Origin of the sequence: Hominilimicola fabiformis (assembly GCF_020687385.1) — a bacterium.
GTDB classification, from domain to species: domain Bacteria; phylum Bacillota; class Clostridia; order UBA1381; family UBA1381; genus Hominilimicola; species Hominilimicola fabiformis.
In genome coordinates this window covers 207,702-233,946 of sequence record NZ_JAJEQM010000002.1, presented here as the reverse complement: position 1 = coordinate 233,946, position 26,245 = coordinate 207,702, and the positions used below count along the sequence as shown (strand labels likewise).

Annotated in this window: 24 protein-coding genes; 7 read left to right on the top strand and 17 right to left on the bottom strand. The window is 38.1% G+C overall.

What is annotated here, in order from left to right:
• Positions 1-65 precede the first annotated feature (65 nt).
• From leuB to leuC, 3 genes are read right to left on the bottom strand one after another with little or no spacing between them, the layout of a single operon-like run.
• Entirely contained in the window at positions 66-1,133 is a 1,068-nt protein-coding gene (gene leuB / locus LKE05_RS02550) for a 3-isopropylmalate dehydrogenase (protein ID WP_022229247.1), read from the bottom strand.
• Positions 1,134-1,137: 4 nt separating this feature from the next.
• Entirely contained in the window at positions 1,138-1,626 is a 489-nt protein-coding gene (gene leuD / locus LKE05_RS02545; protein WP_117968116.1) for a 3-isopropylmalate dehydratase small subunit, read from the bottom strand.
• Positions 1,627-1,684: 58 nt separating this feature from the next.
• Complete coding sequence (gene leuC / locus LKE05_RS02540; RefSeq protein WP_308455817.1) at positions 1,685-2,947, bottom strand: 3-isopropylmalate dehydratase large subunit; 1,263 nt, start codon at positions 2,945-2,947, stop codon at positions 1,685-1,687.
• A 128-nt stretch (positions 2,948-3,075) separates the two neighbouring features.
• Between leuC and LKE05_RS02535 the strand changes: the two genes are divergently transcribed.
• Complete coding sequence (locus tag LKE05_RS02535; RefSeq protein ID WP_308455816.1) at positions 3,076-3,951, top strand: LysR family transcriptional regulator; 876 nt, start codon at positions 3,076-3,078, stop codon at positions 3,949-3,951.
• 283 nt (positions 3,952-4,234) lie between these two features.
• Here the strand turns inward: LKE05_RS02535 and pcrA are convergent, their stop codons facing one another.
• Complete coding sequence (gene pcrA / locus LKE05_RS02530) at positions 4,235-6,454, bottom strand: DNA helicase PcrA (protein WP_308455815.1); 2,220 nt, start codon at positions 6,452-6,454, stop codon at positions 4,235-4,237.
• Between the two features lie 248 nt (positions 6,455-6,702).
• On the opposite strand from pcrA, the gene spoIVB reads away from it, so the two are divergent.
• A complete protein-coding gene (gene spoIVB, locus LKE05_RS02525; protein WP_308455814.1) occupies positions 6,703-7,686 on the top strand; it encodes a SpoIVB peptidase in 984 nt (327 codons plus the stop codon).
• A 45-nt stretch (positions 7,687-7,731) separates the two neighbouring features.
• Here spoIVB and LKE05_RS02520 read toward each other — a convergent pair whose 3' ends face one another.
• From LKE05_RS02520 to queA, 11 genes are all read right to left on the bottom strand, one after another.
• The gene (locus tag LKE05_RS02520; RefSeq protein WP_022229241.1) at positions 7,732-8,784 is read right to left on the bottom strand and encodes a M24 family metallopeptidase; all 1,053 of its coding nucleotides are present in this window, start codon (positions 8,782-8,784) and stop codon (positions 7,732-7,734) included.
• Positions 8,769-9,203: a type II 3-dehydroquinate dehydratase gene (gene aroQ, locus LKE05_RS02515; protein WP_022229240.1), complete on the bottom strand. Its 435-nt coding sequence runs from the start codon at positions 9,201-9,203 to the stop codon at positions 8,769-8,771. The genes LKE05_RS02520 and aroQ overlap by 16 nt, the downstream gene beginning before the upstream one ends.
• A gap of 20 nt (positions 9,204-9,223) precedes the next feature.
• Positions 9,224-10,270, bottom strand: a complete 1,047-nt coding sequence (ispG, locus tag LKE05_RS02510) for a flavodoxin-dependent (E)-4-hydroxy-3-methylbut-2-enyl-diphosphate synthase (protein ID WP_147514529.1) — start codon at positions 10,268-10,270, stop codon at positions 9,224-9,226.
• 11 nt (positions 10,271-10,281) lie between these two features.
• Positions 10,282-11,436, bottom strand: coding sequence for a M50 family metallopeptidase (locus LKE05_RS02505; RefSeq protein ID WP_308455813.1), 1,155 nt, complete (start codon positions 11,434-11,436; stop codon positions 10,282-10,284).
• Positions 11,433-12,596: a 1-deoxy-D-xylulose-5-phosphate reductoisomerase gene (locus tag LKE05_RS02500; protein ID WP_308455812.1), complete on the bottom strand. Its 1,164-nt coding sequence runs from the start codon at positions 12,594-12,596 to the stop codon at positions 11,433-11,435. The genes LKE05_RS02505 and LKE05_RS02500 overlap by 4 nt, the downstream gene beginning before the upstream one ends.
• A 30-nt stretch (positions 12,597-12,626) precedes the next feature.
• On the bottom strand, positions 12,627-13,463 hold the full coding sequence (locus LKE05_RS02495) for a phosphatidate cytidylyltransferase (RefSeq protein ID WP_308455811.1): 837 nt from the start codon (positions 13,461-13,463) through the stop codon (positions 12,627-12,629).
• 2 nt (positions 13,464-13,465) lie between these two features.
• On the bottom strand, positions 13,466-14,206 hold the full coding sequence (gene uppS, locus LKE05_RS02490; RefSeq protein WP_308455810.1) for an undecaprenyl pyrophosphate synthase: 741 nt from the start codon (positions 14,204-14,206) through the stop codon (positions 13,466-13,468).
• 71 nt (positions 14,207-14,277) lie between these two features.
• A complete protein-coding gene (frr, locus tag LKE05_RS02485; RefSeq protein ID WP_308455809.1) occupies positions 14,278-14,829 on the bottom strand; it encodes a ribosome recycling factor in 552 nt (183 codons plus the stop codon).
• Positions 14,830-14,862: 33 nt separating this feature from the next.
• A complete protein-coding gene (gene pyrH / locus LKE05_RS02480; RefSeq protein WP_022229233.1) occupies positions 14,863-15,582 on the bottom strand; it encodes a UMP kinase in 720 nt (239 codons plus the stop codon).
• Positions 15,583-15,686: 104 nt separating this feature from the next.
• Positions 15,687-16,817 (bottom strand): tRNA guanosine(34) transglycosylase Tgt, encoded by a 1,131-nt coding sequence (tgt, locus tag LKE05_RS02475; protein ID WP_022229232.1) that lies wholly within the window; start codon positions 16,815-16,817, stop codon positions 15,687-15,689.
• A gap of 12 nt (positions 16,818-16,829) precedes the next feature.
• A complete protein-coding gene (queA, locus tag LKE05_RS02470; RefSeq protein ID WP_022229231.1) occupies positions 16,830-17,855 on the bottom strand; it encodes a tRNA preQ1(34) S-adenosylmethionine ribosyltransferase-isomerase QueA in 1,026 nt (341 codons plus the stop codon).
• Between the two features lie 355 nt (positions 17,856-18,210).
• Here queA and LKE05_RS02465 point away from each other — a divergent pair, with 355 nt between their 5' ends.
• Positions 18,211-19,023: a M23 family metallopeptidase gene (locus LKE05_RS02465; protein WP_303693310.1), complete on the top strand. Its 813-nt coding sequence runs from the start codon at positions 18,211-18,213 to the stop codon at positions 19,021-19,023.
• 45 nt (positions 19,024-19,068) lie between these two features.
• Here the strand turns inward: LKE05_RS02465 and LKE05_RS02460 are convergent, their stop codons facing one another.
• Positions 19,069-20,484 carry an aminopeptidase gene (locus LKE05_RS02460; protein WP_373367867.1) on the bottom strand — a complete coding sequence of 472 codons (1,416 nt, stop codon included), beginning with the start codon at positions 20,482-20,484 and terminating at the stop codon, positions 19,069-19,071.
• A gap of 291 nt (positions 20,485-20,775) precedes the next feature.
• On the opposite strand from LKE05_RS02460, the gene LKE05_RS02455 reads away from it, so the two are divergent.
• The 4 genes from LKE05_RS02455 to LKE05_RS02440 are packed head-to-tail and all read left to right on the top strand — an operon-like array spanning position 20,776 to position 24,179.
• Positions 20,776-21,648 carry a DNA-3-methyladenine glycosylase family protein gene (locus tag LKE05_RS02455; protein WP_147515047.1) on the top strand — a complete coding sequence of 291 codons (873 nt, stop codon included), beginning with the start codon at positions 20,776-20,778 and terminating at the stop codon, positions 21,646-21,648.
• A gap of 60 nt (positions 21,649-21,708) precedes the next feature.
• The gene (locus LKE05_RS02450) at positions 21,709-22,332 is read left to right on the top strand and encodes a hypothetical protein (protein ID WP_308455808.1); all 624 of its coding nucleotides are present in this window, start codon (positions 21,709-21,711) and stop codon (positions 22,330-22,332) included.
• A 58-nt stretch (positions 22,333-22,390) separates the two neighbouring features.
• Positions 22,391-23,254: a class II fructose-1,6-bisphosphate aldolase gene (fba, locus tag LKE05_RS02445; protein ID WP_117968717.1), complete on the top strand. Its 864-nt coding sequence runs from the start codon at positions 22,391-22,393 to the stop codon at positions 23,252-23,254.
• Between the two features lie 55 nt (positions 23,255-23,309).
• Positions 23,310-24,179, top strand: coding sequence for a polysaccharide deacetylase family protein (locus LKE05_RS02440; RefSeq protein ID WP_308455807.1), 870 nt, complete (start codon positions 23,310-23,312; stop codon positions 24,177-24,179).
• 31 nt (positions 24,180-24,210) lie between these two features.
• On the opposite strand, the gene LKE05_RS02435 is transcribed toward LKE05_RS02440, so the two are convergent.
• Positions 24,211-26,190 carry a sulfatase-like hydrolase/transferase gene (locus LKE05_RS02435; RefSeq protein ID WP_308455806.1) on the bottom strand — a complete coding sequence of 660 codons (1,980 nt, stop codon included), beginning with the start codon at positions 26,188-26,190 and terminating at the stop codon, positions 24,211-24,213.
• Positions 26,191-26,245: the final 55 nt, after the last annotated feature.

Below are 26,245 nucleotides of genomic sequence, written 5' to 3'. Positions count from 1 at the left end.
ACATCATTAAAGAACTTTGCCATAAAGCAACAAAAACACTCTTTATGAGTGTTTTTGTTAGCATATTATATATTTTCCGCAATAAGTTTAGCCATTTCCTTACAGCCAACCTTTTTCATACCGTCTGACATAATATCGGTTGTTCTGTAATTTTGGTCAAGTACCTTATCTACTGCGTCATTTATTGCCTTTGCTTCTTCTACAAGACCGAATGACATTTCAAGCATCATAGCGGCTGAAACAATGGTTGCAATAGGGTTTGCAATATCCATACCTGCAATATCAGGAGCACTGCCGTGAATCGGTTCGTACATACCGCATTTTGTTGCGCCAAGTGACGCTGACGGCAACATACCGATTGAACCTGCAATAGCACTTGAAAGGTCTGAAAGAATATCTCCGAATATATTTGATGTAACGATTACGTCAAATTGTGCCGGATTAATTGCAAGCTGCATAGCTGCATTATCAACATACATATGAGTAAGCTCAACTTCGGGATAGTCTGCCGAAAGCTCAATCATAGTCTTTCTCCAAAGTCTTGAAGATTCAAGTACGTTGGCCTTATCAACAGATACAACTCTCTTATCTCTAAGCATAGCTGTTTCAAATGCAATTTTACCTATTCTCTTGATTTCTTCAACTGAATACTTTTCTGTATCCGACGCCCATGAGCCGTCCTCTGCTTTCTTTCTTTCACCGAAGTAAATACCGCCTGTAAGTTCGCGGACAACCATTACGTTAAGTCCTTTTTCAAGCTTTTCGTCTTTAAGCGGTGACGCGTCCTTCAGCTGCGGCTTTAGGATTGACGGACGAAGATTTGAATATAATTCAAGAGCCTTTCTTATACCCAAAAGTCCTTTTTCAGGTCTGTTTTCAGACGGTTGTGAATCCCACTTCGGACCGCCGACTGCACCTAAAAGCACACTGTCTGATTTTTTACAAATATCAACTGTTTCCTGCGGAAGCGGTACGCCGTACTTATCTATGGCACAACCGCCCATATATACTTCCTGATAATTAAATTTGTGTCCGTACTTTTTGCTTACCGCGTCAAGAACTGTAACAGCACCCGATACGATTTCAGGACCAATTCCGTCACCCGGTATAAGTGCAATATTAAATTCAGCCATTTTATTACATTCCTTTCTTTATGTACTCAACCAAACCGCCTGCATTGATAATGCCCTGCATAAATTCAGGAAATGCAACTGCTTGATAAGTCTTATTCTTTGTCTTGTTTGTGATAACACCTGTATCGAAATCAACTTCTACTTCATTGCCCTCGTCTATATCCTCTGACGCCTCGGCACATTCAAGAATAGGAAGTCCGATATTAATAGCGTTACGATAGAAAATTCTTGCAAAATCCTTTGCGATTACGCATGAAATACCGCTTGCTTTTATAGCGATAGGTGCGTGTTCTCTTGATGAACCGCAGCCGAAGTTTGCACCGCCGACCATAATGTCGCCGTCTTTAACTTTATTTACAAATTCTTTATCTATATCTTCCATACAGTGTGACGCAAGTTCCTTATGGTCTGTTGTGTTAAGGTATCTTGCCGGAATTATTACGTCTGTATCAATGTTATCTCCGTATTTAATAACTTTTCCGTTTGCTTTCATATTAATCCTCCGTTCCAAACTCAACTCAAAATCAATTTTAAGTTGTGAAGTTTATTTTTTACATTACTTCTTCAGGTGCTGTTATCTTACCCGTTACAGCACTTGCGGCCGCAACTTCAGGACTCGCAAGATAAACTTCACTGTCAACGTGTCCCATACGTCCGATAAAGTTTCTGTTTGTTGTAGAAACACATCTTTCGCCTTCTGCCAAAATACCCATATGACCGCCAAGACACGGTCCGCATGTAGGTGCCGAAATTACACAGCCTGCCTCAACAAGTGTCGATAATGTACCGTCTTTTAATGCTTCAAGGTAAATTGCCTGTGTTGCAGGGAATACGATAACTCTTATACCCTTTTTAACGTGCTTACCCTTTAGAATTTCAGCCGCATGACGTAAATCCGAAATACGTCCGTTTGTACATGAACCTATTACAACCTGGTCAATTTCAACATTGCCCCAGTTTTCCGGTGTTCTTGCATTTTCAGGCAAGTGAGGGAATGCAACCGTATGAGGAACTGTTGCAAGGTCGATGTCTATTGTCTGTACATATTCAGCGTCATCATCAGCTTTAAATACTGTATATTCTTTATCAGAATGGTCTTTCATATATTCAACAGTCAAATCGTCAACTTCAAATATACCGTTTTTAGCACCTGCTTCAATAGCCATATTTGCGATTGAGAAACGGTCGTCCATAGTAAGAGTGTGCATACCCTCACCTGTAAATTCCATTGACTTGTAAAGTGCACCGTCAACACCAATCATACCGATTATATGTAAAATAAGGTCCTTACCGCTTGTGTATTTGTTAAGCTTACCTGTCAGGTTAATTTTAATAGCCTCGGGAACTTTGAACCAAGCCTTACCTGTTGCCATACCGGCTGCCATATCTGTTGAGCCGACACCTGTTGAAAAAGCACCCAATGCACCGTATGTACAAGTATGTGAGTCTGCTCCGATAACAACGTCACCTGCAACTACCAAGCCTTTTTCAGGAAGAAGTGCGTGCTCGATACCGACTTCGCCGACTTCAAAATAGTTTACAATATCCTGCTCCTTTGCAAAAGTTCTGACCTTTAATGCCTGCTGAGCAGACTTAATATCCTTATTCGGTGTAAAGTGGTCAGGAACAAGAGCAACTTTTGCTTTATCAAATACTCCGTCAAGTCCTATCTTATCAAATTCTCCTATTGCAACAGGAGTTGTTATGTCGTTGCCAAGAACTAAGTTTAAATTCGCCATAATAAGTTCTCCGGCTTTAACACTTTCCTTTCCTGCGGCATTCGCAAGAATTTTTTGCGTCATAGTCATTCCCATAACAAAAACCTTCCTTTCCGAAATGTTTATTTTACTTTTATTACTATTGAATTATAGCACAACAAGTGATATAATTCAAATATATATAATTTATATTATACATAAAAATAACTTATACGAGGTGTCAAATGTATAACTACGATAATCTTTCCAAATACAAGGTATTTCTTTGTGTTGCCGAGTGCGGCAGTATCTCTCAATCTGCCGAGCAACTTTATATTTCTCAGCCCGCTGTAAGTATGACAATAAAAAAGCTTGAAGAAAGTCTTGGAACAACTTTGTTTTTACGAAAACCGAGAGGTGTTGTTCTGACCGAAAACGGCAGACTTCTTTATGACGGCGTAAAACAAGCATTAAATATGCTCTCCGATACCGAAAGCAATTTAAAGCACCTTGAAAACAACGGCAGACTTCGCATTGCCGCAAGTAATGTGCTTTGCAAGTACCTGCTTATGCCCTATCTTCAAAAATTCACCGAAAAATATCCTTTCACCGATGTTTCCATAACTTGTACATCATCTGCAAATGCACATAAAATGCTTGAAGAGTGTAAAATCGACGTTGCGCTTATGGCAAAGCCCGACAACATCAGCGGTCTTGAATATTATCCGCTCGGTGCAATACAGGACACATTCGTCTGTACTCCGTCATACTTGAAACGTCTTAACTGCAACGGTTTTGAAATTTTTGAACGTGGCAATATTATGCTTTTAAACAAAGACAACGTTTCCCGTATGCATATTAACAACTACTATGCCGAAAACAATATCAATCCTACGCATATCCTTGAAGTGAACGATATGGATATGCTTATTGAATTTGCCAAAATCGGCATAGGTGTTTCTTGTGTGGTAAAGCAGTTTGTAAAAAACGAATTATCTAACGGCTCACTTATCGAAATAAATCTGCCTAATGCAATACCGCCACGCGAAACAGGCTTTTTATATAATCAAAATATTCAGCCGTTTAATGATAATATTTTAAGGCTTATCAACATTAATTGATTATAGACAAAACCTTTACGGCTTTGTCTGCTTTATTTTGGGGAGTTTGATGGCGTATCGGAAAGACATCCAACGCTCGCAGAGCGGTTTTGCCGTAGGCAAAACTACTGAAAAAGCTAACCTCAAGTTTCAATCATTTCTGGCGACATGCGCGGCAGAAATGGCTTAAAATCTAAAGTTTCGACTTTGGAGGAACTTTAGATTTTTCTCTGAAAATACTCAAAAATTACATCAGCATGATGTGATTTTTGGAGCTGTCGACATTTTGTCGACAGGCTCTCTATTAATTAATCTTTTTCACCTTTGCAAATGCCGCCATAAGGCGTTTAAAACCGATACTTTCAAATTGAATTTCAAGAATACAGTCATTTCCGCAAGGAGTGGCTTTCAGAATTTCTCCGCGTCCGAATGTTCTGTGTTCAACGGCATCACCGGCTTTGAATTTAGAATAGTCGGTTGAACCACTTGATTTTACACTGCTGCCAAACCCTTTTGTCATATAAACTTCTTTTTTCGGTGCAGACGCATTACGCACTCCTAAGTCTTGCATTACCTTTGCAACTTTCGGTTGCAGCGTTGTCTTGTCCTCAAGATATTCAACAGGTATTTCCCTGAAAAATCTTGACGCGGTTGTCGGCATTGTTTTACCGTGAATAGTTCTGCTTATCGTTTTGGTGATATAAAGCTGTTCTTTCGCTCTCGTTATCGCAACATAGCAAAGACGTCTTTCTTCTTCTATATCATCGTCCGATTCCATTGAGCGCATTCCCGGGAACAATCCTTCTTCAAGACCGCTCAAGAATACAATCGGGAATTCAAGACCTTTTGCACTGTGAATAGTCATAAGTACCGCACTGTCCTCATTTTCGTCATATCCGTCTATATCCGAAACAAGACTTATATTTTCCAAAAATTCACCCAGTGTATTCCCCGTTTCTTCATTCTTCTCAAACTCGGTAATAACAGAAATAAATTCGCCCAAGTTTTCTATTCTTGTCTTACTTTCCGTTGTATCTTCCATTACAAGTGCCGGCATATATCCTGTATCATTCAATATTCTTCCCGTAAGATCTTCAATCGTAACGGTATCTTTAAGTTTGATAAGTGATTGTATTATTTCCGAAAAACTAAGTAATTTTTTTATAGCCGTTTTAAATTCAGGGTAATCGTCCGCGTGAGAAATAACATCATAAAGACTTGTTTCCTTTTCACGTGCAATATTTCTCGCTTTTTCAAGCGTTGCGTTACCGATTTTTCTTTTCGGCTCATTGATAATTCTTGCCAGACTTACATCATCATTCGGATTATATACAACTCTCAAATATGCAATTATATCCTTAATTTCCTTACGATCATAGAATCGAAGTCCCGAAAGGACTTTGTACGGAACAGACTCACGCATAAGCATTTCTTCTATTACACGCGACTGTGCATTTGTTCTGTACAGTATCGCACAATCCGAAAATGAACCTTGTTCATCGAAATGCTTTTTTATCTGACGTGCAATATATCTTGCCTCGTCATATTCGTTTGTACCCGTGTATACAAAAACTTTGTTTCCGTCACCGTTTGACGTCCACAACGATTTACCCATTCTACCCTTATTGTTAGATATAACGCTGTTTGCGGCATCAAGGATATTTTGCGTTGAACGGTAATTTTGGTCAAGCGTTATCTTTTGTACATCAGAGTAATCATCTTCAAAATTAAGAATATTTCCGATATTTGCACCTCTGAATTTATAAATACTTTGGTCGTCATCACCGACAACGCAAAGATTTCTGTTTGCCTGTGCAAGAAGATTTATAAGAAGATACTGCGAATTGTTCGTATCCTGATACTCATCAACAAGTATGTACTGAAACTTATCTTGATATTTTGACAATACATCGGGATTTTCACTTAAAATCTTAACTGTATTCAAAATAATATCGTCAAAATCGACTGCATTGTTTTTTCTCAGTTTTGTTTGGTATCTGTAATATATTTTTGCGATTATGCTCATACGATAATCGCTTTTGTAAACATTTTCAAAAGTTGCCGCATCCATCAAGTCATTTTTTGCGTTACTTATTATAGACAACACGTTTCTGACAGGAAAACTTTTTTCGTCAATGTCAAGTTCTCTTAGACATTCTTTCATAACAGTCTTTGTATCTGCTGTATCGTAAATTACAAAATCACGGCTGTAACCAAGCAAATCAATACAACTACGCAAAATTCTGACGCAAACCGAGTGAAATGTACCAATCCACATATCTTTTGCGGTATCACCCAAAAGTCTTTCAATACGGTCTTTCATTTCTCTTGCGGCTTTGTTTGTAAAAGTTATCGCTAAAATATTCCAAGGACGTATATGTTTTTCGGAAATCATATATGCAATTCTGTTTACAAGCACCGTTGTTTTTCCGCTTCCCGCACCTGCAAGCACAAGAACAGGACCTTCCGTTGCCAATACAGCCTCTTTTTGCCTTTCGTTAAGTTTATCTAACATATTATTCATCAAATGTTCTCCTAAAATCGTTTTCATTTTATTATATCATAACAACGAAGGCGGCTGAATGTCGCCGCAGTATTATGATACAATGTTCTCCGAAACATAAAAATCTTTGATTTTTTGTATGTTTCGTGAGGTTATTATACCACATATTCAGAAAAAACACAAACTTTTAAAACCATTTCTTCAATAAGTTTTTCAGTATAAACGTGTCGAATTTCGGCAAATTTAAGTGTAGAAAGGCGGTGAATAATTTGAAAAAAGTTTCCTGTAAAATAGTAGTTTTTCTTCTTTTAAATTTGTGTATTTTCACAAGCGTTTATGCCGATGAAATCAAAGTCGTTCCTATCGGTAAAGCGGTAGGCGTAAAGATATATACCGACGGCTTGCTCGTTGTCGGGACATCGGAAGTAAACGGTGAAAATGTTTCAAAAAAATACGGTATAAAGATAAATGACAGAATAGAAAAAATAAATAATCAACTCATCAACAGTACAGAAGAATTTTCAAAGACCGTAAATGAAAATCCAAGCGGTGTGGCACTTTCAATAAAGCGGGATAATCAAGATATTTTGATTAATGCCGTTCCCGTTTTATCGGAAGACAATATATACCGTTTAGGTCTTTGGGTGCGTGACAGTACCGCCGGAATCGGTACTGTGACTTATTACAATCCCCAAAACAACAGCTTTGCCGCACTCGGTCACGGAATAAACGATATTGATACAGGTAATATTTTATCCGTTAAATCAGGAAATATTCTTAATTGCGATATTTTATCTGTATCAAAAAGTTCAAAAGGTCATCCCGGAGAAATTAACGGTGCGTTTGACGGTAATACAATAGGTAATATCAGTATAAATTCACAAATAGGTATTTACGGAAATATGTCTTGCGATGAATTTTCCTCTGATAATACCATACCCGTTGCCGCAAAGGAACAGATAGGCGAAAGTGACGCGTATATACTTTCAGACGTTATAGGGCAAAAAACGGAAAAATACTCGATAAAAATAAACAAAATCACAAACGATTCCGACAAAGGATTGATTATTGAAATTACCGACCCTCGTTTAATCGACTGCACAGGCGGAATTGTTCAGGGTATGAGCGGCTCGCCGATTATACAAAACGGTATGCTTATAGGTGCGGTAACTCATGTATTTGTAAACAATCCCACAAAAGGATATGGTACTCTTGCTGAAAATATGATTGACATGACTAACACCATAGATTAAAAAAATCAAAAATCACATCAAAATTGATGTGATTTTTGAGCTGTATTAAATTTCAATAAGTTCTTTCGGTGATGATGTCAGATTTACCGCTTTACCGTTTTGTACAACGATTAAATCTTCAATTCTTACACCGCCGAAACCGTCTATATAAATTCCCGGTTCAACCGTAATTACGTTACCGTTTTGCACAACAGCATTGTTTTTAGGTGAAAATGACGGATTTTCGTGAATTTCAATACCGACACTGTGTCCAAGACTGTGACCGAAGTTCTCACCGTAACCTGCGTCGGTTATAATCTTTCGTGCCACTCCGTCCACTTCACTGCACTTCATACCTGCTTTAATTGCGTCTATTGCAGTGGTTTGTGCTTTTAAAACTGTATTGTAAATTTCTTTTTGTTTATCATTCGCTTTGCCGACAACTACTGTTCTTGTCATATCCGAACAGTAACCCTCGAAAACACAGCCGAAATCCAAAGTAAGAAAATCTCCGTTTTCGATTTTTTTATCGGTAGCTATGCCGTGCGGCATTGCCGAACGAATACCCGATGCGGAAATAGTGTCAAACGACAATGCAGTCGCACCTTGTTTTTTCATAAAGAACTCCAAATCAAGTGCTATTTCTCTTTCGGTTACTCCCTCTTTAATTCTGCCTAAAACATATTCAAATGCCATATCTCCAATTTTTTCGGCTTCTGCAATTTTTTTAATTTCGCATTCGTCTTTTATTTCTCGCGGTTTGTTTATAAGATTTTGCATTTCAACAAAATCTTGTCCGTCTTTTAGTTTTGCTCTTATTCGCTTATTTTCTCCGACGCTCATATATGATTCTTCAAAACCTATATATTTTTCGTCTATTCTTGAAAATATTTTTTCAAAACCTTTTGCAATATCAATCACTTCAAAGCCTTTTGCTTGCTCACGCGCCTGTATTGTGTATCGCGAATCTGTGATAATATACTTGCCACTGTGCGAAATAAGCAAATATGCGTCCTCTGACGTGAAACCGCTGTAATAAAATATATTCGGATAGCTTGATATAAAAACCGCCTCGTTATCGTGCATTTTTTCGCACAGTTTATCTATTCTGCTCTGCATACCAATGCCTCCAATGCAAGTTCATACCCCTTAAATCCCAAACCGCAAATCTGTCCTATACATTCAGGTACGATAACAGATGTATGTCTGAACTCTTCACGTTTATGGATATTTGAAATATGTACTTCGATTACATCCATTTTAACCGAACCGAACGCATCTCTGATAGCATACGAATAATGAGTAAATGCCCCCGGATTTATTATAATGCCGTTGTAATTACCCATTGCACTGTGTATTTTTTCAACGATTTCGCCCTCAAAATTGCTTTGAAAAAAATCAACCTCAACACCAAGTTCATCTGCTTTTTTTCTGATGTTGTTTTCCAAATCGTCAAGAGTGCTGTTTCCGTATATTCCCGGTTCTCTGATACCAAGCATATTTAAGTTTACGCCGTTTATAACAAGATACTTCTTCAATATATCCCAATCCTCTCGTATTATAATGTTTCTATTTCTTTCATAAGTTCATCGACAAGGCTGTCTTGAGGTACTTTCTTTATAATCTCGCCTTTTTTGAAAATAAGTCCCTCACCTTTTCCGCCTGCAATTCCTATATCAGCCTCTCTCGCTTCACCGGGTCCGTTTACCGCACAACCCATAACGGCGATTTTAATAGGTTTATCAATATTTGCGGCACGTTTTTCAACTTCGTTTGCGATTGAAATAAGGTCAAGTTGAGTTCTTCCGCAAGTCGGACACGAAACTATCTCCGCACCTGTTTTTCTCATACCCAAAACCTTTTGAATATCATACGCCGCATAAATTTCTTCAACAGGGTTTGCCGTAAGCGAAACACGCATAGTATCGCCTATTCCTTCTGCCAAAAGTGCACCAATTCCGACAGCCGATTTAACCGTTCCGCCTTTTAACGTACCGGATTCGGTTACACCGATATGCAACGGAATATCCGATATTTCATTGAATTTTCTGTATGCGCAAAGCATTTTCGGAACGTCTGAAATCTTAATTGACACAACCACATTATTAAAATTAAGTTCGTCAAGAATTGCAACGTGTCCCATAGCACTTTCCACAAGTGCGTCGGCAGTTACACCACCGTATTTTTGAAGTAATTCTCTTTCAAGCGAACCGCCGTTGACGCCGATTCTGATAGGGATTTCTCTTTCCTTTGCCATTTCGACAACTTGCTTTACTCTGTCGCGGTCACCGATATTGCCGGGATTAATTCTGACTTTATCCGCACCGTTTTTCATACATTCCAACGCAAGACGATAATCAAAATGTATATCGACAACAAGCGGTATATGAATTTGCTTTTTTATATCCGCTACGGCTTTAGCCGCAACCATATCAGGCACAGCAACACGAATTATCTCGCAGCCTGCATTTTCAAGTTCATGTATCTGATTTACCGTTGCTTTGACATCTCTTGTGTCGGTATTACACATAGACTGAATTGCAACGGGATTGTCACCGCCGATTTTCACACCGCCTATATTTACAATTCTTTTTTGTTTTCTCATAAATATTAACCTCACTTATTGAATAATCGCATTATATCGTGGAATGATACGAACACAATGAATGCCAATAACAATAACATTCCGACTGCATGAACTATCCCCTCTTTTTCAGGCGGAATAGCCTTTCTGCGTATCATTTCAATCAGTACAAACAATATTCTTCCGCCGTCAAGTGCAGGTATCGGAAGAAGATTGAATATTCCCAGATTTATTGTCAAAAGTGCAACCAAGTTAAGCACATAAAGCCAACTGTAACTGCCCGAATTAACCGCGTTGTTCACTTCGCTTACAATTCCGACAGGTCCTGACATTTGGTCTACTCCGACCTTACCTGTTATCATCTGCCAGAATGACTGATACACAAGCTTAACCACAAATTCGGTTTCATTTAAAGCCTCTCCCCAAACATTAAATATCGTTATATCCTTTGTTTTAGGTGTAAAGCCTATTATATATCTTGTGCTTGTTTCCGACTGACCTACAATCGAATCGTCCTTAGGCATTTTATCGGAATATTCCACAAACTGACCTGTTGTGTATCCGTTTATTGTACTGTCGACTTGCACGCCGTTTTCTCCGTAAGTTGTTTTGACAATTTGCTCCGTCGGCATAAATGAATAGTCGATTTTTTCACCGTTTCTTAAAACCGTTACGGTTGCCTGTTCGTCTTTTTTGAAATTTTGAGTATAAAGCGAAATATCATTATAGAAATTGATTTTCTTTCCGTTAATCTTTATAATCTTATCATTCGGCTGTACTCCGACTTGTTCTATATAGCTGTGCGGAACAACCGTATCAATAACATTTGTTCGTGCAGGTGACGTTGACGGAACGATAACAAGAAACAGTACAAAACCCAAAATGATATTAAAAACACCGCCTGCCAAAAGCACAAGCAATCTTTTCCACGGCTTTTGATTTGAAAAAGCTCGCGGATCGGTATTGTCGGCTTCATCTTCGCCCTCAAATTTACAATAACCGCCAAGCGGCAAAATTCTTATTGAGTATTGTGTTTCGCCTTTCTTTTTCTTGAATATTGCAGGTCCCATTCCAACAGAAAATTCATCAACTTTAAAGTTCAGCATTTTTGCAACAATAAAGTGACCGAATTCGTGCAGTGAAACCATTACAAGGAACATTACAACAGATACAATCGCAGTTATCAAATTAAACTCTCCTTTTCAAATCTATATACAATCTCACGGGCTAACTTATCTGTTTCCCATATATCCGAAATTGTCGGATTTTCGATATTTTTAATCTCGCTCATTGCCTTTGCGATAGCGTCGGATATACCGAGATAAGATATTTTACCTTGCATAAACAACTCAACCGCCGCCTCATCGGCACTGTTAAATACAGTCGGTTTTATACCGCCGTCTTTAAGTGCATCATATGCCAATTTCAACGCATAAAACGTGTCTGTGTCGGGTTCGTCAAATGTAAGTGACGGATACTTTGTAAAGTCAAGTTCGTTATTCTTCATCGGAAGTCTGTTCGGATACGTCAATGCGTACTGTATAGGAAGTCGCATATCAGGTGCACCGAGCTGTGCAATTACTCCGTTATCCACGAACTCAACCATTGAATGTACAACGCTCTGTCTGTGTACCAAAACTTTTATGTTATCCGTTCCGAAAAGCCACTTCGCCTCCATAACTTCAAGTCCTTTATTGACAAGCGTTGATGAATCTATCGTAACCTTTGCACCCATATTCCAATTAGGGTGTTTTAATGCGTCCTCAGGTTTTATGTCAACCAGTTCTTCACGTTTTTTCCCAAAGAACGGACCGCCCGATGCGGTTAAAAGTATTCTCTTTACTTCGCGTCTGTCCTTACAGCCTTGAAGTGACTGAAATATCGCACTGTGTTCACTGTCTACGGGAAGTATCGCAACTCCGTTTTCCTTTGCCAAATCCATAACGATATGACCGCCTGTTACAAGCGTTTCCTTATTCGCAAGAGCAATATTTTTCTTTGCCTTTATTGCCTCTATTGTAGGCTCAAGTCCCGAAATACCGACAACCGCGGTTACAACCGTATCAGCACTGTCAGCCGTTGCCGTTTCTATAAGACCTTCTTTTCCTTGTACTACTTTTATATCGGTATCGGCAAGCTTGATTTTCAAATCCTTAGCCTTTCCTTCATCGGTAAGGCACACCGTTTTCGGTTTAAACTCTCTCGCCTGTTTTTCAATCAAATCAATATTTGAATGTGCAGACATTGCCTCTATTTTTATACCCTTGTATTCGCGGGCAATTTCAAGAGTCTGTGTACCGATTGAGCCTGTTGACCCCAATACCGCTATTTTCTTTTCAAATTCCATTTGTCTTTTCTCCAATTAATTTGACATTCCCTACATAACTCCAAAAATTACCATCGGCAATATATACATAATAGGTGCTATAAACATAACGCTGTCAAATCTGTCCATAAATCCGCCGTGTCCCGGGAATATCCAACCGAAATCTTTTATTCCTGTATCGCGTTTGATAGCCGAAGCAATCAAATCGCCGAGCTGTGACAATGCACCGCCTACAAGACCGTAAACCGCACCCTCAACAACTACATTGCTCCACTGCAACATATTTGTATCAAATACATTTTTCACAATCAATAGATATACAATACATATAACCATTGCACCGACAACACCACCGACAGAGCCTTCAACCGTTTTATTTGGGCTGACGTGAGGTATCAGTTTGTGTTTGCCTAAAAATCTGCCTGTAAAATATGCAAACGTATCACACGACCACGCACATATAAATGTTAAAAGCATGGTAGCAGTATCAAACGTTTCTTTTGCAAGCCACACGCAACTCATCGAAAGTACAATATATATAGTTAAGAAACCGTTTGAAAGTATATCCTTATAATTTCTTTTACCGTGCTTTGCCACTACTGTAATCATATGCAGTGCTATGATAAAAATTATACCTATTGACGCAGTTGCCCATGCAAAAGTATCCCACTCTATTGCTTTACAAAAATAAATTGATGACATCAATATAACAGCCGAAATAAATCCGATAGTTTTCATACCCAAATCGGCTTTTGTCGCACTGTAACACTCATATAGCATAAATAATATAACCGCCGCAAGTGCAACTGTAAAGCATATCGGCGGTAAAAACAGTATACCAACAAATACCGCCAATGCCACCACCGACGTTATAATTCTCTTAACCATTTTTACACACCCCCAAATCTTCTGCCTCTGTTTTGAAAATCGATTATAGCCTTATGTAAATCAGCCGGTTTAAAATCAGGCCATAGCTTATCGGTAAACCACATTTCCGCATAGCTTACCTGCCAAAGCATAAAGTTTGACAATCTCTGCTCACCGCTTGTTCTGATAAGCAAGTCAACGTCAGGCTGATTTGCGGTATACAAATAGCTTGAAAAAACTTCATCGTCAATATCATCAACATTCTGCTTGCCGTCCTTAACGTCCTTACAGATATTTTTTACCGCATTGACAATTTCTTCACGACCGCCGTAGTTAAGAGCGATATTCATAACAATTCCTGTATTATTCTTTGTAAAATTCTCTGTCTTTATAATCTGCCGGCAAATTTCTTCGGACAGACCTTTTCTTGAACCGATTACACGAATAACGACATTCTCTCCCGAAAGAGTTTTTTCAGCATTTCTCAGATAGTCAAGCAAAAGCGACATAAGATAGTCTACTTCTTCTTTCGGTCGTTTCCAATTTTCCGTTGAAAAAGCATATACCGTTATATACTTTACACCGAGATTATTTGCCTCTGTGATAATTTTTTTCAGTGAATCCGCTCCGGCACTGTGTCCGGCACTTCTCGGCAAACCTCTTTTTTTCGCCCATCTGCCGTTACCGTCCATTATAATTCCGATATGCTGCGGAAGTCTTGACATATCTATTTCATTGATTTTCTTTTTCTTTGAAAAAAACATACGATACCTCTCTATTTAGCACAATACCGGCAGACTTAGCCTGCCGGTCATATGCGTAGTGATTTTAATTATCAAACCTCAAGGATTTCTTTTTCCTTTGCGGCACTGATATTATCAATTTCTTTAATATACTTATCTGTCAAGTTTTGTATATCCTTTTCTGTTTCTTTCAAATCGTCCTCTGTGATTTCGCCGTCTTTCTTCATAGCCTTGTACTTATCCATTGCGTCACGTCTTGCATTACGGATTTGTACCTTTGCTTCTTCTGTATACTTCTTTACAGTCTTAACAAGTTCTTTTCTTCTTTCCTCTGTCAGCGGAGGGAAGTTAAGTCTTATAACCTTACCGTCATTTTGAGGTGCTATACCAATATCAGACGCATTGATTGCCTTTTCGATTTCCTTTAAAACGCTTGCGTCCCAAGGTTGAATAACAAGTAATCTCGGTTCAGGTGATGAGATTGAACCTACCTGTTGGACAGGCGTCATTGTACCGTAGTAATCAATAGCAACTTTATCAAGTACAGACGCGTTTGCACGTCCTGCACGGATTGTCTTTAATTCACCCGCATAACCGTTTATTCTTTTTTCCATCTTTTCTTCAATTTCAGGATACTTACCCATTTTAAAATTCCTCCTTAAATATATCAATTAATCTTAAAGTTTACCCTCATTATTTACAAGTGTACCGATTTTTTCGCCTTTTACCGCTCTTACAATGTTTTCAGGGTCGCTAAGACCGAAAACAAGTATAGGCATATTATTATCACGACACATTGATGCCGCAGTTGAATCCATTACGCCGAGATTTTTTGAAAGTATATCACTGAATGAAAGTACATCATATTTCTTTGCGTCAGGATTTATATTAGGGTCGCTGTCATATACTGCATCAACTTTCTTTGCAAGTAATATAACCTGTGAATCTGTTTCAACTGCACGAAGTGCGGCGGCTGTATCTGTTGACATAAACGGATTACCTGTTCCGCAGCCGAATATTACTACTCTGCCCTTTTCAAGATGTCTTTCAGCCTTACCTCTGATATAAGGTTCTGCCACCTGTCGCATTTCAATCGCAGTCTGCACTCTTGTAGGTACATTGCAGTTTTCAAGTGCACTGCAAAGTGCCAACGCATTTATCGCAGTTGCAAGCATACCCATATGGTCAGCTCTTGTTCTGTCCATATTTTCACTGCTTCGTCCTCTCCAGATATTTCCTCCGCCTACAACGATTGAAACCTGTACACCCATGTCCACAATTTTCTTTATGTTCTCACTGATATGTGCAATAGTATGCTCATCAAGTCCAAATCCATTTGTTCCCGCAAGTGCCTCTCCGCTTATTTTTAAAAGCACTCTCTTATACTTTGCTCTCATCTATGGTATCCTCCTTAAATTGTTATTCATATTGTATAATATTATACCAAAACTTTCACAAAAAAGCAATATAGAATTGTCATTTAATTATAGTTTTTGCACTATTAAAGTCTTTGTGCAAGCTTTTCAACATTTTCACGTCTGAATTCTTCAAATCTGTCCTCTTCTATCGCCTTTCTGATGCGTTCCATAAGCTCATTATAAAAATACAAATTATGAAGAACTGCCAATCTCATTCCAAGCATTTCTTTTGCCTTGAACAAATGTCTTATATATGCTCTCGTATAGTGCTGACAAGCAGGACAACCACATTCTTCGTCAATCGGTCTTGTATCAAGTTCATATTTTTGGTTCATTAAATTCATTGTGCCGTTTCTTGTAAAGATAAATGCGTGCCTTGCGTTTCTTGACGCGATAACACAGTCAAAGAAGTCTACACCTCTTGCAACCGATTCAATAATATTTGACGGTGTTCCGACACCCATTAAGTATCTCGGCTTATTTACAGGTGCATGAGGAAGTACAACATCAAGAATATGATACATTTCTTCGTGGCTCTCGCCAACCGCCAAACCGCCTATCGCATATCCCGGTAAATCAAGTTCCGCAATCCTCTGCATATGCTCAATTCTTATATCATCGAAAGTTCCGCCTTGATTAATACCGAAAAGCATTTGATTTTTGTTAATTGTATCGTCAAGCGAATTAAGTCTTTCCATCTCTTTTTTACAACGAACAAGCCATCTGTACGTTCTGTCGCATGAGTCCTTTACATATTTGTACGGTGCGGGATTTTCAATACATTCGTCAAATGCCATTGCTATTGTAGACGCAAGGTTTGACTGTATCTGCATACTTTCTTCAGGTCCCATAAATATTTTGTGACCGTCAATATGTGAATTAAAGCTGACGCCTTCTTCTGTTATTTTTCTCAAACCTGCAAGTGAAAACACCTGAAAACCTCCGCTGTCCGTTAAAATAGGTCTGTCCCAATTCATAAATTTGTGAAGCCCGCCAAGCTGTTTTATAACTTTGTCGCCGGGTCTTAAATGTAAATGATAGGTATTTGAAAGTTCAACCTGGCAGCCTATCTCTTTTAAATCCATTGTACTTACCGCACCTTTTATTGCCGCTATTGTTCCGACGTTCTGAAAAACGGGTGTCTGTACAACTCCGTGTACCGTATGAAATTCGCCGCGTCTTGCATTTCCGTCAGTATGCAAAATTTTAAACATTTCGTATCTCCTTTATTTTATAAGCATCGCATCGCCAAATGAAAAAAATCTGTATTTTTCCTGTACCGCTGTTTTATAGGCATTCAGCACATTTTCTCTGCCTGCCAAAGCACTTACAAGCATTATAAGTGTTGATTCAGGCAAGTGGAAGTTTGTTATAAGCGCATCTATAACGTGAAATTCCTTACCCGGATAAATAAATATATTCGTCCAACCTGTTTTTTGTTCAAGTTTTTCGTTTTCCATTCCGACCGTTTCCAAAACTCTTGTAGCAGTTGTTCCGACAGAAATTACACGTTTACCGTTTGATTTTGTTTTATTTACCAAATCGGCTGTTTCCTGCGGAAGTATATAAAATTCCGAGTGCATTTTATGTTCAAGTATATCGTCGGCTTTAACAGGTCTGAATGTTCCTAGTCCGACGTGAAGTGTTACATAACCTATATTAACGCCTTTTGCCTTAATCTTTTCAAGCAATTCGGGTGTAAAGTGAAGTCCTGCCGTAGGTGCCGCCGCACTGCCGGGATTTTTTGCATACACTGTTTGGTATCTGTTTTTATCTTCAAGTTTATGTGTTATATAGTGAGGCAGAGGCATTTCTCCGAGTTTATCCAAAACCTCCTCAAATACTCCCTCATACTCAAACTTAACAAGTCTGTTACCGTCATTTATAACGTCCAAAACCTCTGCTTTAAGCTCACCGTTGCCAAAAACAAATCTTGCACCGGGTTTAGCTTTTCTGCCAGGTTTCAAAATCACTTCCCAAGTATCAAGCGTATGCTTATGCAAAAGCAAAAATTCAATAGCACCGCCCGTACCCTCCTTTTGACCGTACAGACGCGCCGGGAGTACCTTTGTATCATTCAATATAAGTGCATCACCCTCATTTAGTTCATCGACTATATCATAAAAATGCTTATGCTCAATTTCACCTGTATTTTTATCAAGTATCATAAGCCTTGAAGAACTTCTGTCCTTTAAAGGTTCTTGTGCAATAAGTTCTTCGGGCAAGTCATAATAAAAATCCGTTCTTTTCAAAATAATTACCTCTTTTTTCTGTTCATTTAGATTACATTATACCAAAAAAATAAGGTTGTTGCAATAGTTTGCGACAACCTTATTAAATTTTAAGAAATTCTTTTTAGCTATACCAAAAGCATATTCTGTTCGTCACCACCCATACCGAGTGCCTTACGGCTTCCTATACCCTAATAACACGAATAATGAATTAACTTTTTTAATAACAACTGCTATAATCACCGTGAATTTTAAAAGACACACTTTCCGTCATACCTGTCAATTATTTATGTAAAATTTTTATTTAGCAAAATGTATAATACAGAAAATTAAGGAAACAATACTAAATACTACAATGTATATGGAGGAACACAAAATGAATCAACAACAAAAAAAGGAAACAAAAAAGCTACCAAGCTTTTACATAGCACTTTGTTGCTGTGTATTGGCAATCGGTATAGCCGGTTATTTTACCGAAAGACACAATTCAGACTCATCAAGTATGCTAAGCAATGAGATAGCCGATAACAGTGGCAGCGAAGTTTTTTCGGATTCAACCGACAAATTCACATCTTCCGCTCTGAACGTTTCAGAAGATGAAACTCAAGAGGCTTCATCAGCAAATGTAGAAGAGAGTTCGGAAGTTGTATCTGATACCGAAACCGCTCAAAGTACCGACACTCAAACCGATATGCCTGTTATGTCCGAGCAACAAGTACCTGTTGAGGACTATGCAGTCAACAATCCCGACGTTGACCAAACCGCAGTTATCGTATCATCCGAACAACCTGCATTTATTATGCCTGTAAACGGAAATACACTTGAAGGATATTCGGACAAATTAAAATACAACGAACAGCTTTCCGATTGGCGTACCCACAACGGCATTGACATTGCCGCCAACACAGGTTGCAGTGTACAAGCCGTCGCTGACGGCGTTATTGACGAAACAGGCAAAGACGCAATGGGCGAATATGTAATAATATCTCACGCCGCAGGATTTATAACGAAATATATGGGACTTGAAAATATTGAAAATCTCACTGTAGGTAAAGAAATAAAATCAGGCGAAGTTATCGGAACGTCAGGTAAATGTACCGGTGAAAATGTGACCGATCCGCATATTCACTTTGAAATGTCAAAAGACGGAGTTTTGGTAAACCCAACCGACTACCTTCCTCAACAATAAAAGCAAAATGAGCCTGTCGACAAAATGTCGACAGGCTCATTTCTACTATCTGTTATTATAAAATGCAACATATGATTTATATGCCATATATACGTCACTCTTTGCTGTAACTTCAAACGGTGCGTGCATTGAAAGTACAGGAACACCGCAGTCAATAACGTCCATATTAAGATTAGCAACGTACTGTGCGATTGTACCGCCGCCGCCTTGATCAACCTTACCGAGTTCGCTTGTTTGCCAAATAACTCCGTTATCGTCAAGTATCTTACCTATTTCATAAACAAATTCGGCAGACGCGTCTGACGACTCCGACTTACCTCTTGCACCTGTATACTTCATAAGCACCATACCATAGCCTGCAAATGCCGCATTACGTTTTTCGTATACGGATTCATAGTTCGGATCGACTGCCGCACCGACGTCCGATGACAAGCAAGCTGAATTTTCTATTGTTGTATTATAATCGGTAATTGTGCAGTTGCCGTTAATCTTTTCAATAATTTCCGCAAGAGTCATTTCAAAGAATGCACTAAGCATACCCGTATTACCCGTTGAACCGATTTCTTCTTTATCAACAAGGATTGCAAGTGCTGTCTTTTTAGGATTTTCAACAGCGAATATACCCTTTAATGTAGTAAATGCACACACTCTGTCATCTTGACCGTATGCACCGACAAAGCTTTCGTCAAGTCCGACATTCTTAGCCTTGAAAGCAGGTACAATTTCAATTTCGGCACTTAAGAAATCTCTTTCTGTTATGCCGTATTTTTCGTTAAGATGTTTCAAAATCGCGAACTTAACCTTTTCGCTTACATCTTCCGATTTAACAGGCATACCGCCTATAAGAATATTAAGATTTTCTCCCTCTATTCCGTCAATCATCTTCTTTGTCATTTGATCTTTAGCCAAATGCGGCAAAAGGTCTGTCACGCAAAATACAGGGTCGTTTTCATTTTCACCTATATTTAATGTCACCTTTTTACCCTCTTTTGTAAATATAACACCGTGCATAGCAAGCGGAATTGCAGTCCATTGATACTTCTTAATACCGCCGTAATAATGTGTTTTCAAAAGTGCCATATCATTGCTTTCATATAGCGGATTTTGCTTTAAGTCAAGTCTTGGTGAATCGATATGTGCGCCGACAAGATTTACACCGTTTTTAATATCTTCACTGCCGATAACCGCAAGTAAAATATTTTTGTTTCTGTTAATCTTATAAACCTTATCTCCCGCCTTTAACTGCTTTACTGAATTAATATTCTTAAATCCGTGAAGTTCAGCCATTTTTATCGACTTTTCAACGCACTCACGTTCTGTCTTTCCCTCATCAAGAAATTCGCGATATTCGTCGCAAAGTTCAAACATTTCCTTATATTCCTGTTCGCTCAAATTCTCATACACATTTTTTCTTTTGTATGATAATTCATTAAATAACTCTTTATCTGTCATATAAATCATAACCTTTCTGTCCGCTGATAAAAATAATATACGCGGCTTATTGCGGACGAATAAGACGTCATTTATTTTTATTATTGACACTCATTATACCACAAATACAAAAAATAGTCTACATAAAACGAATTTCTTATTTCATATTTTTTCTTGATTGTTTTAATTCCGTGCATTTTGACCATAATGTAATATATAAAAAAGTTATGCTCTGTGCAACTCTGTCAAGTATGTAATTATGCAGATAAATATGGATTTTGTCACTTGATAAATTTATAACAACGTGATATAATATCTAATATGGATATTAATAAAAAAGACAATAATCTTATTGTCACAGGTTTAAAAGATTTTAACTTACACCATATATTTGATTGCGGTCAATGCTTTCGTTTTAATGCAGTAAGCGAGAATTCATATTTCGGCATTGCAAAGAACAAGGCTCTTTTAATATCGCAAAATGATGATGAAGTTATATTTTACGATACAACTGAAGACGATTTTAAGAATATTTGGTATGATTACTTTGATTTAAACCGCGACTACAGCGAAATCAAGAGCAGATTATCCAATGACCCGATTATGAAAGAAGCTGTTTCATACGGTGACGGTATTCGTATACTTAACCAGGATTTATGGGAGGCTGTTATTTCTTTCATCATTTCGGCAAGCAACAATATTCCGCGAATCAAAGGCATTATAGAAAGACTTTGCGAAAACTTCGGAAAACAAATAAGTTATATGGGCAAAACGTATTACACGTTCCCCGATACCGATACGATTTATTCTCTTTCAAAAGAAGATTTATCGGTTATCCGTTCCGGTTTTCGTGACAAATATATAATGGACGCCGCAGACAAATTCAAGAGCGGCACTCTTACGGAAGAATATATAAAATCACTGTCAACTCCGGACGCCAAAAAAGCATTAATGACTATTAACGGTGTCGGCAACAAGGTCAGCGACTGTATACTTTTATTCGGTCTTGGCAGAGTCGACTCATTCCCCGTTGACGTTTGGATTAAACGCATAATGGAATACTGTTATTTTGACGGTGAACAAAGCATACCTGCAATATCCGCATTTGCCGAAAAGCATTTCGGCGATATAGGCGGTTTTGCTCAGCAATATCTATTCTTCTATGCAAGAGAAAACAAAATTGGCACTGAATAATCACTTTTCAGCCCACATTAAAAGTGATTTTAAGACAAGTATATCGTGGGCGGAAAGGATTTGAATTTCAGAGTGTTAGTAGATTTAAAAAGAATAGTAGCATATATATGTCCTTTCTGTTCAAATATGTCGTCAAAATCACTTTCAATATTTAATTTTTCGGGTAAAGACAAGGTTCAGCTTATATGCCCTACTCACGGCTGTCACGAAACCTGTGTTACAATAGCCGAAAAACACGATAAATACAAATTTGACATCGAATGTCCGATATGCGGTGACAACCATTCGTACACAACAACAAAAGAAAACTTTTGGAACAAACCGCTGTTAACATACAAATGTCCCGTTGCAGGAATAGATGTATTTTTTGCCGGTGAAAAAGATTTGGTTGAAAATATGCTTAACGAAAACACTGATATGTTTTCAGATATTCTCGATGAATTTGACGATGATGACAGTGATATTTCTTTTAACTTGATTTATTCAATTATCGAACGTCTGCACGCCTTGCAGGAATCACATAATATTTCCTGTGCATGCGGAAGTGAAGATATTGAATTAAATATCATAAACGGCAACATTATTCTGACGTGTCTGCAATGCAAAAAATCAAAAGCCATCGAGACAACAGAAGAAACTTTAACACGATTATTAAATGCAAAAGCAATTATAATCGGTAAATAATTTTGAATATAAATTAAATTTATATATTTATTTTATTTATTTTAAGGAGGACTTTAAAATGATAGTTTCAGCAACTGAAATGCTAAAAAAGGCAGTTGAAGGCAAGTATGCCGTAGGTCAGTTCAACATCAACAATCTTGAATGGACAAAGGCTATACTTCTAACAGCTCAGGAAAACAACTCACCTGTAATTCTTGGTGTATCTGAGGGTGCAGGTAAGTATATGACAGGTTTTAAGACTGTTGCGGCAATGGTTAAGGCAATGATTGAAGAACTTAACATCACTGTTCCTGTTGCTCTTCATCTTGACCACGGAACATACGAAGGCTGCTACAAGTGTATCGAGGCAGGTTTCTCATCAGTAATGTTTGACGGTTCACACTTCCCTATCGAAGAAAATATCGCAAAGACATCTGAGCTTGTAAAAGTTTGCCACGAAAAAGGTCTTTCAATCGAGGCTGAAGTCGGTTCAATCGGCGGCGAAGAAGACGGCGTTATAGGTGCAGGCGAAATTGCTGACCCTAACGAATGTAAGAAAATCGCCGATCTTGGCGTTGACTTCCTTGCAGCAGGTATCGGTAACATTCACGGTAAGTACCCTGCAAACTGGAAAGGTCTTGACTTTGACGCTCTTGCAAAAACAAAGGAACTTATCGGCGACCTTCCGCTTGTTCTTCACGGCGGTACAGGTATTCCTGCAGATATGATTCAAAAGGCAATTTCACTTGGTGTTGCAAAAATCAATGTTAATACAGAGTGTCAGCTATACTTCCAAGAGGCTACAAGAAAGTATATTGAAGAAGGCAAAGACCTTGAAGGTAAAGGTTTTGACCCAAGAAAACTTCTTGCTCCAGGTTTTGAGGCTATTAAAGTTATTGTTAAAGAAAAGATGGAACTTTTCGGTTCAATCAACAAAGCATAATTTTAGTAATGAACAAACACCCCTTATCATACTATTTGATAAGGGGTGTATTTTTATGATTAAAAAACTAAAAATTTTCTCGGTTGTAATATTCGTTTCTCTGCTTTACTGCGGTATTCTCGGAATTGTTTTCAATTCCGTTTCAAGTGTTCCCGTTCTTTCGGTGAATATTTCCAACGGTGTTGATATGCCTATTATTATGTACCACAGCGTATTGAAAGACACCAATTTATCAGGGAAATACATTGTCACTCCCGACACATTGAAAAACGATATTAATTTTTTGAAAAACAAAGGCTACACCTTTGTTTCCGCACAAGAATTAATCGACTATACTAACGGCACGTCCAAACTTCCCGACAAACCCGTTATGCTCACATTTGACGACGGTTTTTATAACAACTACGGTTACGTTATGCCTATACTTTCAGAGTATGACGCAAAAGCGGTTATTTCTGTTGTGGGAAGTTATACCGATGAATATTCCAAAAGTAATATCGCAAATATGACATACGGTTATGTACGTTGGAGCGAGGTTTATGATATGTTTATTGACAAGCGTGTTGAAGTCGGCAATCACTCCTACGATTTTCATTCAAATAATCACGGCAGAAACGGTTCAAAGCGTAACAGCGGCGAAAGCGAAGATACATACAAGAATATATTTGTTGCCGACACACAAAAAGCCCAAGACAGATTTATGACAAAAACAGGCTTTGCACCGATTATATATACATACCCTTTCGGTGCTTACAGTGAAGAAACCACTGATATGTTAAAATCAATGGGATTTAAGATGAGTTTAACTTGTAACGAAGGAATTAATCATATAACCGATGCCGATTCATTGTTTATGCTAAAAAGATATAACCGTCCAAGCGGTATTTCCACCGCTGACTTTTTTGCAAAAATGGGTATAGACTAAAAAATTAAGCAAGGCTTTGCCTTGCTTAATTTTATTTCTTATCGTCTTTATTCTCTTTTGCGTCTTTGTTCTCTTTTCTTGTAAGCATATAATACTCTACCGCTTCATACTTATCAAGAGCATTTGAAGTATCTTCATCTCTGCTTACCCAGTTGCCATCACTGTCGTAATGTCCCATTGCATTTATTTGCGGTACATCATTTCTTACCTCCGATGTAAAGTTTTCAATTTCATTCTTCGGAACATTCGCCGTATCAAGCAACAAGTCTGACAAATAGTTAGGACTTGTCTTTAAATCATCCTGACTTTCTATATCGTAATTCGCCCATATAACGAACGGAATTTTATATCTTTGTTGCAATTCCTCAGTTGATAATTTTGACAAGCTTTTTCCGTAAAGTTCTTCATAAAATTCCTGTTCAACAGCAGGCTGATGGTCACCGAACATTACAACGATTGTCGGTTCGTCATAATTTTTTAAATATCTGACTAATTCTTCAAACGCTTTGTCACTTTCTTTTATAAGTGACAAATACTGTTCTGCCTCTTTGTAATGACCTTGCAAATTTGAAATTGTTACAGTCGGAAATTCTCCGCCGTCATATGTGTATCCGCCGTGATTTTGCATTGTAACATTGAATAAGAACATCTTTTCGCCCGGCTTTTTATTTTCAAGCTGGTCTGTTACAAGTTTAAATGAAGTTCTGTCGCTCACATAATAACGAACATACTCAATATCATCTTCGTCCATATATTTTTTGATATTATCAAAACTTATGAATTCATCAAAGCCCATAAGCTCATAAATCTTTTGTCTGTTCCAACATCTTCCCAAATACGGATGAACGGCTACGCTCTTATATCCGAGTTCATCAAGATGTGACGGAAGTGAGAACGGATATTGTTTTGACACATATTGAAGATATGGGACCGAACCTCTCGGCAACACGCCCATTGAAAGTCCCGTCAAAAATTCAAATTCGGTATTACAAGTATATCCGCCGAACGGTGACACCAACAGTTGACCTTTTATCGTATTCTTAGTCATACTGCGTATAAACGGCATATAATCTTCACTCGTCTGAAGGTCACCGACAACGTTCAAATCGGAAAAGCTCTCATTCATTATCGCAATGATATTCGGCATTTCTTCTTTGTCAACAGTCGTTTGTTCCTCACTGTCGGCATTACTCAAAAGTGCCTGTACGTCCTCTTCCTTATATCCTTTAGGCTTGCTAAGCATCATTTTTCTTACGTTAATATAGAAACTGTATAACGAGCCATGCGTATTATTGGCGTGATACTGGTCGTACACATCCATTGATGAATTAGTAAAATCTATACATGACATTGTTATTATAAATGCAAGTGCAACTGCACCGCCGCTTAAAGAAAATATAAGATTTTTGTGCTTAAACTGCGGTTTAAACGAAAATTTAGCGATTAACGTTATAACCAACACCACTATAACCGTTGCAACAACAATCGGGTATCTCAGCTGAAATGTGTAATTTTCCGCTACCTGTGCCGCCGTACCGATTGCAAGGAAATCGCTTGGAATTAGCGGTGTGCCTCTTAAAATATTTACAACGAAGCTTGACAAGTTGAATAAGTACGCAACAAGATTTGTTACTATTGCCGTCCATTTCATACTTCTTGTAATCGCAAGAATTATCGCCATAATCGCGACATAGAACATAATATTTATAAAGTATATTCCAAACGAATACTCTGCCGCCCCCGACAATATCATTGCCACCTGCATACAGAAAAACGGTGTCAGAGCAAATATGAATATCGAAATTGCTTTATAAAACTTATCCGATACATTTATTTTAACAGCGACAAGTGCCCATACTCCTATCACCAATATATATGACGTGAAATACATAAATCCGTCAAACTTTCCGTCTACGCTGAAAATGTTTGTATTTACGCTTATAAACGTCCATAAAGCCATTGCCAGCACGCTCGCAAATAAAACACGCGGCCATTTACCAAATGAAATCATTATTAATTCTCCATCACAAATTATTTTTTTCTATTGTAACATATGCTATATATTT

Bases quoted from the DNA above. Each gene is read 5' to 3' on its own strand.
- tgt (WP_022229232.1), bottom strand. From the start codon at position 16,817: ATGTTTAAAATTTTGCATACTGACGGAAATGCAAGACGCGGCGAATTT.
- frr (WP_308455809.1), bottom strand. From the start codon at position 14,829: ATGGGTAAGTATCCTGAAATTGAAGAAAAGATGGAAAAAAGAATAAAC.
- leuB (WP_022229247.1), bottom strand. From the start codon at position 1,133: ATGGCTGAATTTAATATTGCACTTATACCGGGTGACGGAATTGGTCCT.
- pcrA (WP_308455815.1), bottom strand. From the start codon at position 6,454: ATGAATAATATGTTAGATAAACTTAACGAAAGGCAAAAAGAGGCTGTA.
- leuC (WP_308455817.1), bottom strand. From the start codon at position 2,947: ATGGGAATGACTATGACGCAAAAAATTCTTGCGAATGCCGCAGGAAAG.
- uppS (WP_308455810.1), bottom strand. From the start codon at position 14,206: ATGTTTTTTTCAAAGAAAAAGAAAATCAATGAAATAGATATGTCAAGA.
- LKE05_RS02535 (WP_308455816.1), top strand. From the start codon at position 3,076: ATGTATAACTACGATAATCTTTCCAAATACAAGGTATTTCTTTGTGTT.
- LKE05_RS02520 (WP_022229241.1), bottom strand. From the start codon at position 8,784: ATGCAGAGCAGAATAGATAAACTGTGCGAAAAAATGCACGATAACGAG.
- LKE05_RS02435 (WP_308455806.1), bottom strand. From the start codon at position 26,190: ATGATTTCATTTGGTAAATGGCCGCGTGTTTTATTTGCGAGCGTGCTG.
- pyrH (WP_022229233.1), bottom strand. From the start codon at position 15,582: ATGAGAGCAAAGTATAAGAGAGTGCTTTTAAAAATAAGCGGAGAGGCA.
- LKE05_RS02465 (WP_303693310.1), top strand. From the start codon at position 18,211: ATGAATCAACAACAAAAAAAGGAAACAAAAAAGCTACCAAGCTTTTAC.
- fba (WP_117968717.1), top strand. From the start codon at position 22,391: ATGATAGTTTCAGCAACTGAAATGCTAAAAAAGGCAGTTGAAGGCAAG.
- LKE05_RS02500 (WP_308455812.1), bottom strand. From the start codon at position 12,596: ATGGAATTTGAAAAGAAAATAGCGGTATTGGGGTCAACAGGCTCAATC.
- ispG (WP_147514529.1), bottom strand. From the start codon at position 10,270: ATGAGAAAACAAAAAAGAATTGTAAATATAGGCGGTGTGAAAATCGGC.
- leuD (WP_117968116.1), bottom strand. From the start codon at position 1,626: ATGAAAGCAAACGGAAAAGTTATTAAATACGGAGATAACATTGATACA.
- LKE05_RS02460 (WP_373367867.1), bottom strand. From the start codon at position 20,484: ATGATTTATATGACAGATAAAGAGTTATTTAATGAATTATCATACAAA.
- LKE05_RS02495 (WP_308455811.1), bottom strand. From the start codon at position 13,463: ATGGTTAAGAGAATTATAACGTCGGTGGTGGCATTGGCGGTATTTGTT.
- LKE05_RS02440 (WP_308455807.1), top strand. From the start codon at position 23,310: ATGATTAAAAAACTAAAAATTTTCTCGGTTGTAATATTCGTTTCTCTG.
- LKE05_RS02455 (WP_147515047.1), top strand. From the start codon at position 20,776: ATGGATATTAATAAAAAAGACAATAATCTTATTGTCACAGGTTTAAAA.